Raw genomic sequence first — 1,052 nt, forward strand, 5'->3', positions numbered from 1 at the left:
CTTCACTATAATCACGAATGATATCTTCAAGTAGATGTTGTAGGCGATTAATCCCCGATAAATAAAGCTTGGGCGTTACCCCAATTCTTTGATGAATTCGACCAATTTGAAGCCTTTTCGCAACATAGTCCATATCGTAGCTACCAGAAAAAAGCTCGGTAATATATTGGCTCATAGAGTAATGCAGGCGTTTTAATGTGTCTTTATCACCAATAATTAATGCTATTTCGGGAATTGAAACCTGATGTTGGTAAAACTCTTGTACCACTTGAGGTAACAGTGGCTCTAACCATTTTAGACATTGTTGAAGATTTACTTCATCTTGCTCTACAAATGAAAGTGATATCTTGCGCTGTTCAATATCATGTTCATTGATATTTAATTGTTCCGCTAGTGTTTGATGTATAAGATTTCGTGCATCCATATTATTAGCCTAAGTATTTATCTTTATTATATTTTTTGAGGTAGAGAATGACGATTCCCCTCAATTTCAATCCTTGAAACGATTCGGGTATATACTGATAGAACTTGTATTCACAGACAATTGTTCTAAATCAAAGTTAGATTATTTCACCTAAAAAGTGATATTTTTAACCTCTGAATCGACATTAGTTAGGAAGGCTACCATGCATTTGAAGTATCGATTGATAAGTGCAGCAGTATTAGGATTGTTATCTGCAAGTGTTTCAGCACAACAAGTTGTGGAACTTAAAGATGGACGACTCATTCAATTAAACGATGATTTTACCTGGCAATATGTTCAAAAACAGCAAGCTACTACCGCTAAACCTGAAGTTGAGGTGCTCGAAGCCAGTGCACAACTAGCTCCGGTGACAGCAGTACCTTTTACTAATACTGTTGTTGGAACTCAATTTAAACTCAATTCTAGTAAGCCTATTCTTCAGTTGTCACAAAGTGGTATCGATGCCATTTTACAGCCAGCCTATTATCAAGGTAATGAGTTGGTTATTCCGGTAGGACTGACTAACCAAGGAACGGATTCTGTTGTCTTAGTTAAGATGAATATTACCCTTGCAGATGCTAATAGTAAG

Annotated in this window: 2 protein-coding genes; one reads left to right on the forward strand and one right to left on the reverse strand. The window is 36.3% G+C overall.

Going from position 1 to position 1,052, the window contains the following annotated elements; translation table 11 throughout:
- Positions 1–424, reverse strand: a 424-nt coding sequence (locus I3255_RS14760) for a protoglobin domain-containing protein (RefSeq protein WP_238039505.1), incomplete at its 3' end; no start/stop codon positions are given.
- A 202-nt stretch (positions 425–626) separates the two neighbouring features.
- Here I3255_RS14760 and I3255_RS14765 point away from each other — a divergent pair.
- Positions 627–1,052 (forward strand): DUF3157 family protein (locus I3255_RS14765; protein ID WP_238039506.1); only part of this gene is annotated, 426 nt, incomplete at its 3' end.

It is taken from the genome of Psychrobacter sp. Ps6, from assembly GCF_022129235.1.
Taxonomy (GTDB): domain Bacteria; phylum Pseudomonadota; class Gammaproteobacteria; order Pseudomonadales; family Moraxellaceae; genus Psychrobacter.